The sequence below is a fragment of the Streptomyces sp. WAC05292 genome (assembly GCF_003949955.1).
Taxonomy (GTDB): Bacteria; Actinomycetota; Actinomycetes; order Streptomycetales; family Streptomycetaceae; genus Streptomyces; species Streptomyces globosus.
On the sequence record NZ_RPSE01000282.1, the window covers coordinates 1 to 8,442 of the forward strand.

Consider the following 8,442-nt stretch of genomic DNA (forward strand, 5'->3'; position numbering starts at 1 on the left):
ACCCCCTGCCGCTGCCCCGGCCCCTCCCCCAGCCGCTGCCGGAGAACGGGCCCGGATGGACGGCCGACGCCGGAGCCGGCAGCGGCCGCGTCGACAGGGGGCCGGGGCAGGATGCGGCGCCCGAACGGGCAGCCGGCGCGGCGGAAGCGCCCGGGGCGGTGTCGCCGCAGGCCTCGGCCCCTACCGGCGAAACGATCCTGCGGACGGTCCTGGAGCTGATCGCCGAACGCACCGGCTATCCCCTCGACATGGTGGAGCCGGACCTCGACCTGGAGGCCGACCTGAGCGTCGACTCGATCAAGCGCGCCGAGATCGCCGGTGAACTCGCCCGCAGACTCGCCCCCGAGGGCGCCGCCGTGCCCGTGGCGCTGGACGACGCGGAACTGGAGGAACTGGCGCGAGCGCGCACCGCGGCCGCGATCGCCGCCTGGCTGGCCGCCCGTGCGCCCTCCCCCGCGCCCGGCCCCGAGGCCTCCCCTGCGACGGCCGCCGACGCGGTCCCCGCCGGCGTCCGCCCGACCGGAGGCGCGCCCGGCCGCACCTCCGGCACGGCGGAGGAGCCGGGGGCCGGCCCGGGGGCGGGCCACCCGGCCGGCGGCGCCCCCGCGGCCGCGGCCGCATCCGGCCCTCCCCCCGGCGACGGAGGGCCGTCGCACCGCGCCGCGGCCTCCGCCGCCGGGACTCACCCGGCAGCGGGCGGCCCCCCGACCGGCGCCGCCCCTGCCGGGACCGGCAGCCTCTCCCGCAGGCAGGCGCAGGCCGCGGGAGGCACCTCCGGCAGCGCACACCCGGCTGGGGCATCCCCTGCCGGGGCTTCCGCAGGGAATGCCCCGCCCGCCGCGGCCGGTGGCGGCGTCCCCGCCGCCACCGGCGGACGTGCCTCCGGCGACGCGGCACCCGAGCCCGAGGTGGCCGCGCCGCGCCGGTACCGGGTCGTGCAGGCGGAGATCGCGGGCTCCCGGCCCGGGCCCCCGGACCTCGCCGGCACCCGCTGGGCGGTCCTCGGAGACGGGGCCGGCGTATGGCGCGGTACGGCCGCCCGGCTGGCGGCGATGCTGGACGCGCGGGGGGCCCTCCGGGGGGAACCCGGTGAAGGCGGCGCAGGACCGGCCGCGGCGGGCGGCGCCCTCGACGGTGCCGTCGTACTGGACGCGCTCGGCGAGGCGGAAGGCCCGCCGTTCCTCCCGGACGGGTTCGACGTCGTACGGGCGGCCCTGCGGGCCGGTGCGCGGCGCCTGTACGTCGCCCGGGAGGCAGGCCGCGGATTGCGGGCGGCCGGGGTGGACGGGCTGGTGCGGTCCGCCGCCCGCGAGTATCCGGACTCGGTGGTGCGCTGCGTGGTGCTCGACGCGGGTGCCGCGCCGGGACCCGAAGGCGCCGCGGAGGCCCTGCTGGAGGAGGTCGCCGAGGGCGGCGGCGAGCCGGTCGTGGTGCGGACGCCGGCCGGCCGGTTCGCGCCGGTGCTGGTCGAGGCGCCGCTCGGGCCGCTCGCCGGCAGGGGTGCGGGGCCGGCCGGGGAGGGCGCCGCGGAGGCGGAGGCACTGGGGTTGGACCGGGACGCCGTCCTGGTGGTGGCGGGCGGCGCCCGCGGCATCACCGCCCGCTGCGTGGCCGCGCTCGCGGCCGCGGCCCGCTGCCGGGTCGAGCTCCTCGGCCGGACCCCCGTCCCCGCCGGGCCGGAGGACCCGCTGACCGCCGCCGCGGCCGACCGCGCGGCCCTGCGGGGCGTCCTCGCCCGCACCGGCCGGTACGGCTCGCCCGCGGACGTCGAGCGCGCCGCCGGCCTGGTCCTGGCCGGGCGGGAGGTCGCGGCCGCGCTGGACGCCGTACGGGCCGCCGGGGGGCGGGCCCGCTACCGCAGCGTGGACTGCCGGGACGCGGCGGCCGTCCTCCAGGCCGTCAAGGAGATCCACGCCGAGCACGGGCGGATCGACGGGGTGGTCCACGCGGCCGGCATCGTCGAGGACCGGCTGATCGCCGACAAGTCGCCGGAGTCCTTCCGCCGGGTCCACGGCACCAAGACGCAGAGCGCGGCCGCGCTCCTCGCGGCCGTCGAGCAGCTCCCCGAGGGCGAACGCCCGCGTTTCGCCGTACTGTTCGGCAGCATCGCCGCCGTCCTCGGCAACCGCGGCCAGTCCGACTACGCCGCCGCCAACGACGCGCTGGAGGCGTACGGCGCGGCGTGGGCGGCGCGCACCGGGCGCCGGGCGCTGACGGTGCACTGGGGGCCGTGGGCCCCGTCCCCCGTCCACGGCGGCATGGTCGTACCGGAGTTGGCCCGGCACTACGCCCGGCGGGGGGTGCGCCTGATCGACCCCGAGGAAGGGGCGCCGGCCCTGCTGCGGGAGTTGGCGTGGGGGGACCCGGCGGAGCGGGCCGTCGTCCTGACCGCATCGCAGTGGTGACGGTGGACGCCCCGGCCCGGGCCCCGTACGGGGCGGGCACGCCCGCCGTGCCCGTCGCCATCACCGGCATGTCCGTGCTGCTGCCCGGCACGCCCGATCTGGCCGCGTACTGGCGCAACCTGTGCGCCGGTGCGGACCTCGTCGGGGAGGTGCCGCCCGGCCGCTGGGACGCCGCCTACTACCACCCCGGCAGCGCGCCCGAGCAGGCCTGCGCCGACCGGGTGTACTGCCGTCGCGGCGGGTTCGTGGACGCCGTCGCGGAGGTGGACCTCACCCGCCTCGGGGTGATGCCGTCGTCCGTGCCCGCCACGGAGCCGGACCAGCTGATCGCCCTGCACGTGGCGGCGAACGCGCTGGCCGACGCCGGCGGGCCCGGCCGGCTGCCGGACCGCGAGCGCGTCGGGATCGTCCTGGGGCGCGGCGGCTACCTCACGCCCGGGCTGGTCCGCCTCGACCAGCGCGTCCGCACCGCCCGGCAACTGGTGCACACACTGGGCGAGCTGATGCCGGGGCTGGACGCGGACCGGCTGGAGCAGGTACGGCGGGCGTTCACCGAGCGGCTGGGCCCCGACCGGCCGGAGGACGCGATCGGGCTGGTCCCGAACCTGGCCGCCTCCCGGGTCGCGAACCGGCTGGACCTGCGGGGGCCGGCGTACACGGTGGATGCCGCGTGCGCGTCGTCGCTGCTGGCCGTGGACCAGGCGGTCTCCGCACTGGCCGCCGGCCGGTGTGACGTGATGCTGGCCGGGGGCGTGCACCACTGCCACGACATCACGCTGTGGAGCGTGTTCTCGCAGTTGCGCGCCCTCTCGCCGAGCGAGCGGATCCGCCCCTTCCACCGCGGCGCGGACGGGCTGCTCATCGGCGAGGGCACGGGCGTGGTGGTACTCAAGCGCCTCGCGGACGCGGAGCGCGACGGGGACCGCGTCTACGCCGTGATCCGCGGTACGGGCGTGAGCAGCGACGGCCGCGCCTCCGGCCTGGTGAACCCGGATCCGGCCGGCCAGGTACGGGCCGTGCGGGCGGCCTGGCGGGCCGCCGGCCTCGACCCGGCCGCGCCTGGCTCCCTCGGGCTGCTGGAGGCGCACGGGACGGCAACCCCGGCCGGCGACGCCGCCGAACTCGCCACCCTGCGTGAGGTGTTCGGCCCGCCCGACACCTCGCGGGGGCCGGGCCGGCCCGTGCTCGGATCCGTGAAGTCCATGATCGGGCACGCCATGCCGGCCGCGGGGATCGCCGGGCTCGTCAAGGCGGCGCTGGCCGTCCACCACGGTGTGCTGCTGCCGACCCTGCACTGCGAGGACCCGCACCCGGCGCTGGCCGGGACGCGCTTCCGCCCGCTCGCGCAGGCCGCGCCGTGGGAGGAGGGGCCGGGCGGCGGACCGCGCCGGGCCGGGGTCAACGCGTTCGGCTTCGGCGGGATCAACGCGCACGTGGTCCTCGAACAGGCCGCCGCCGCCCCGGCGGCCGCCCTCCCCGTCCCGCCGCGGCCGCGCGCGCGGACGGTGGTCGACGAGCCGGAGAGCGTCCTGCTCCTGGCAGCACAGACGCCCGAGGGCCTCGCCCGCCTCCTCGACGCGCCCGACGGGGCGCCACGCGTCCCGGGGCCGGGCGACGCCGCACCGGCGGGCCCGGTGCGGCTGGCCGTCGTCGGGCCCTCCCCCGAGCGGCTGGACCTGGCGCGGCGGGCCGTCGCCAGGGGCGAGCCGTGGCACGGGCGCGGCGACGTCTGGTTCCGCCCCGGCCCCCTCCTCGGGGCGGCCGCCCCGGGGCCCGGCAGGACGGTGTTCCTCTTCCCCGGCCTGGAAGCCGAGTTCGCCCCGCGCGTCGACGAGGTCGCCGACCGGTTCGGCCTGCCCCGTCCGCCGGCCCCGTCCGGCCCGCCCGCGGGCGGGCTCGGCCGGCACGGGCTGGGCGTCGTCGCCGTCGGGCGCCTCCTCGACGCCGCGCTGCGCCGCATCGGGGCCGTACCGGACGCGGTCGCCGGACACAGCGTCGGCGAGTGGACGGCCATGGCCGCGGGCGGACTGTACGAGGAGGAGGCGGTGGACGCGTTCATGGCCGCCCTCGACCCGGAGGCGGTCCGGGCGGCCGACCTGGCGTACGCGGCCGTCGGCGCGCACGCCGACCGGGTGGCGGAACGGCTGGCCGGGGGCGGTCACCCGGGGGTGGTCCTCTCGCACGACAACGCGCCCGGCCAAAGCATGGTGTGCGGGCCGCCCGACGCGGTCAAGCGCTTCGCCGCCGAACTGCGCGCCGGCGGCGTCCTGGTCCGGACGCTGCCGTTCCGCTCGGGATTCCACACGCCGATGCTCGCGCCGTGCATCGGCCCCTTCCGGGAGGCCGCCGAGCGGCTGCCGCTGCGCACCCCGCACACCCCGGTCTGGTCGGGCACGACGGGCCGGCCGTTCCCGGCCGACGCGGCGGGGGTGCGCGAGCTGTTCGTACGCCACCTGCTGGAGCCGGTCCGCTTCCGCCTCCTCACCGGCTCCCTGTACGAGGCCGGCTTCCGCGTCTTCGTCCAGGCGGGCCCGGGACAGCTCGGCTCCCTGGTCGGGGACTGCCTGGCGGGACGCGACCACCTGGTCGTCGCGGCGAACTCGCCGCGGCGCGGGGGTCTGGCGCAGCTGCGGCGGGTGGCGGCCGCGCTGTGGACGGCCGGCGCCGCCACGCGCCCCGGGGCCGTGGACGCGCCGGAGGGCGGGTCGCAGGGCCCGGCACGTCCCGGCGCCGCCGGGGCGCGCGGCGGGCGTTCGGTCCGGCTGGACCTCGGCGGAGCGCTGGTGTCGCTGCCCCCGTCGGCCCGTACGCCCCTCGCACCGCACCCGTCCCCCGGGGCGGTTGCGGCTGCGGGATCCGCGGCCGGCGGGGCCGTGGCCGCCGAGCTGTCGGCGCTGCTGGACGAGACGGCGCGCACGGCGCAGACCGCGGCCGCGCTGCTCGCCGGCGCCGGACGGCCGGGCCCCCGCGTACGCCGTCGCGCGCCGGCGGTGCCCGCCGCGCGCCGGGAGACGGTGCGGGTGTCGGTGGAGCAGATGCCGTACCTGCTGGACCACTGCTTCTTCCCGCAGCGCGCCGACTGGCCCGACGTGGCGGACCGGTGGCCGGTGGTGCCGGCGACGACGATCGTGGCGCTGATGAAGGCGGCCGCGGAGCGCGCCGCTCCGGGGCGGGCGGCGGTGGCGGTGCACGACGCGTGCTTCGACCGGTGGCTGACGGCCGCCGAGCCGGTGGACGTCCCGGTCGCGGTGACCCCGTGCGGCCCGGACCGGGTGGCGGTGGAGTTCGGGCCGCACGCCCGCGCCGTGGTGGAGCTGGCCGGCCGGTGGCCGGCGGAACCGCCGGCCGCGGTGCCGGCCGACCCGGCGGGCGAGCGCGTGCCCGACCACACCGCGGAGGAGGTGTACCGGGAGCGCTGGATGTTCCACGGCCCGGCATACCGGGGGATGAGCCGGCTCACCGCCATCGGCGACCGGCACGTGCGGGCCGTCCTGACGGTGCCGGCCGCACCGGGCGGGCTGCTGGACAACGTGGGGCAGGTCCTCGGCTACTGGATCATGGCGACGCGGACCGAGCGGACCGTCGTCTTCCCGGTGCGGGTGCGGCAGATGCGGTTCCACGGCCCGGACCCGCGGCCCGGCACCCCGGTGGAGTGCACGGTGCGGATCACGTCCCTCACGGACGCCGTGCTGGAGGCGGACGCCGTGCTGATGGTGGCGGGCCGGGTGTGGGCGGAGCTTTCGGGATGGCAGGACCGGCGCTTCGACAACGATCCCCACACCCGGCCGGTGGAGCGCTTCCCCGAGCGCCACACCCTCTCGGTGGCCGGGCCCGGCGGCTGGTCGCTGGTGTTCGAGCGCTGGCCCGACCTCGCCTCCCGCGAGCTGATCATGCGGAACGCCCTGGGCGGGCCGGAACGGGCCGCGTACGCCGCCCGGCCGCCGCGCGGCCGCCGGCAGTGGCTGCTGGGCCGGATCGCGGCGAAGGACGCGGTGCGCCGCCTGCTGTGGGAGGCCGGGGAGGGCCCCGTCTTCCCCGCCGAACTCCTCGTGGAGAACGAGCCGTCGGGGCGGCCCCGCGTCACGGGCCGGTACGGGCGCGCGCTGCCTCCGCTGCGGGTGTCGGTGGCGCACCGGGCCGAGGCGGGCGTGGCGCTCGCCCGCGCCGCGGACGCCCCGGGCGGGCCGGGACCGGGGCCGGGCATCGACATCGAGGAGATCGCCGAGCCGGGCGGTGCGACCGCGGCGACCGTGTTCGGGACGGCGGAGCTGGCCCTGCTGGCGGCCTGCCGGGCCGGCTCGGCGGAGGCTCCGGAGGTGTGGTTCACCCGGTTCTGGGCGGCCAAGGAGGCCGTCGCCAAGGCGGAGGGCACCGGACTGCGCGGCCGGCCCCGGGACATCGAGGTGACGGCGGCGGAGCCGGACCGGCTGACGGTCCGCGTCCGCCGCCGCGCGGACGCCTCCGACCAGCCGGACGCACCGGGCGCGCCGCAGGGCCCGTACGGCGTGTACCGGGTCGGCTGCACGGAGGTGGCCAACCCTCCGGGCTTGCCGCCGCGCGCGTACGTCGTGGCGTGGACGACCGGCCCGGACCCGGATCCGCCGGGGCCGGGCGCCGACCGTGACGAGGGGAGCGAAGGGTGACGACCAGCGGGCCCGGCACGTCCGAGGGGGCCGACGAGGCGGAGGTGCTCGCCGAGCTGACCGCCATGATCCGACAGGTGCTGGAGGGCTACGAGGTGGAGGAGGGCGAGGTCACGATGCGCACCCGTTTCGGCGCCGATCTCGAACTGGAGAGCATCGACCTGGTGACGCTCGCCGGGCTGTTGGAGGAGCGCTACGGCGGCGCGGTCAACTTCGCCGAGTTCGTCGCCGGCCTGGACCTGGAGGAGATCATCGAGCTGGACGTGGGCCGGCTCGTGGACCACATCCGCCGGTGCCTGAGGGCCGCGGACGGGGTGGGGACGCGGTGACCGTCCTCGACACTGGGCGGGTCCGGCTGCACGTGCAGCGCCTGGCGCCGCCGGACGGCCGTCCCGCCCGGGCCACCGTGGTGCTGGTGCACGGGCTGCTCACCGACAGCCTGGCCAGCTACTACTTCACGGTGGCCCCGGCGCTGGCCGCGGCCGGGCTGGACGTCGTCATGTACGACCAGCGGGGCCACGGCCGCAGCGAGCGCCCGGCCCGCGGGTACGGGCTCGACGACGCGGCGGACGACCTGGACGCCGTGCTGTGCGGGCTGGGGGTGCGGGGGCCGGTGCACCTGGTGGGCAACTCGTACGGCGGGACGGTCGCGTTCGCGTACGCGCTGCGGCGCCCGGAGCGGGTGGCCGGCCTGGTGGCGGTGGAGTCGGAGCCCGCGACCGCCGCGTGGGCGGCCAAGCTGGCCGGCCTGCTGGAGCGGGTCCGCCACGAGATGACCGCCGACGAGGGCGCGGCGCTCGCCTGGATCGCCGCCCACCACGGCGGGCACACCGCCCGCCTGGCGAAGGCGGCCGGGCGGCTCGTGCGGGACACCAGCATCGCCGCGGACATCCCGGCCAGCCCGGTGCTCGACGACGCGGCGATCCGGACCCTGCGCTGCCCCGTCCTCGCCCTGTACGGGGCGGAGTCCGACCTCGCCGAGCAGGCGCCCCGGATGCGCGCGCTGCTGCCGCACTGCACCGCGGAACTGGTGCCGGGGCTGAGCCACTCGGTCCTGGTGGAGGCGCCGGCGCGGGTGCGGGACGCCGTCCTCGACTGGGTCGGCCGCCACACCCCGCACGCGGTGGCGGACCGGCGGCCGGCTGCCGTCGGGCCGGGGGTGCGCGCCCGGTGAGCGCCTTCCTCTTCGTGGTGCCTCCGCTCGTCGGGCACGTCAACCCGCTGGTCGGGGTGGCGTCCGAACTGGCCGCCCGGGGCCACCGGGTGGCCTGGGCGGGCGACCCGGAGCTCGTCCGGCGGCTGGCCGGGCCGGGAGCGGCCGTCCACCCCTGCTCCCCGAGCCACCCCGGCGGACCGGACGGCGGGGTGGCTCGGGGAGCAGGGGTGGACGGCCG

Annotated in this window: 4 protein-coding genes and 1 pseudogene; all 5 read left to right on the forward strand. The window is 79.1% G+C overall.

Annotated features, from left to right (window positions below):
• Window positions 1–2,405: SDR family oxidoreductase (locus tag EF903_RS35430; protein ID WP_260615836.1), on the forward strand; the 2,405-nt coding region annotated here is incomplete at its 5' end.
• Entirely contained in the window at window positions 2,402–7,048 is a 4,647-nt protein-coding gene (locus EF903_RS23850) for a type I polyketide synthase (RefSeq protein WP_260615837.1), read from the forward strand. The genes EF903_RS35430 and EF903_RS23850, both read left to right, overlap by 4 nt.
• A complete protein-coding gene (locus tag EF903_RS23855) occupies window positions 7,045–7,377 on the forward strand; it encodes a phosphopantetheine-binding protein (RefSeq protein ID WP_260615838.1) in 333 nt (110 codons plus the stop codon). The genes EF903_RS23850 and EF903_RS23855 overlap by 4 nt, the downstream gene beginning before the upstream one ends.
• Entirely contained in the window at window positions 7,374–8,222 is an 849-nt protein-coding gene (locus tag EF903_RS23860) for an alpha/beta fold hydrolase (RefSeq protein ID WP_125546387.1), read from the forward strand. The genes EF903_RS23855 and EF903_RS23860 overlap by 4 nt, the downstream gene beginning before the upstream one ends.
• Window positions 8,219–8,442 (forward strand): annotated as a pseudogene (locus tag EF903_RS23865) (glycosyltransferase); the annotation flags it as partial. The gene EF903_RS23860 and the pseudogene EF903_RS23865, both read left to right, overlap by 4 nt.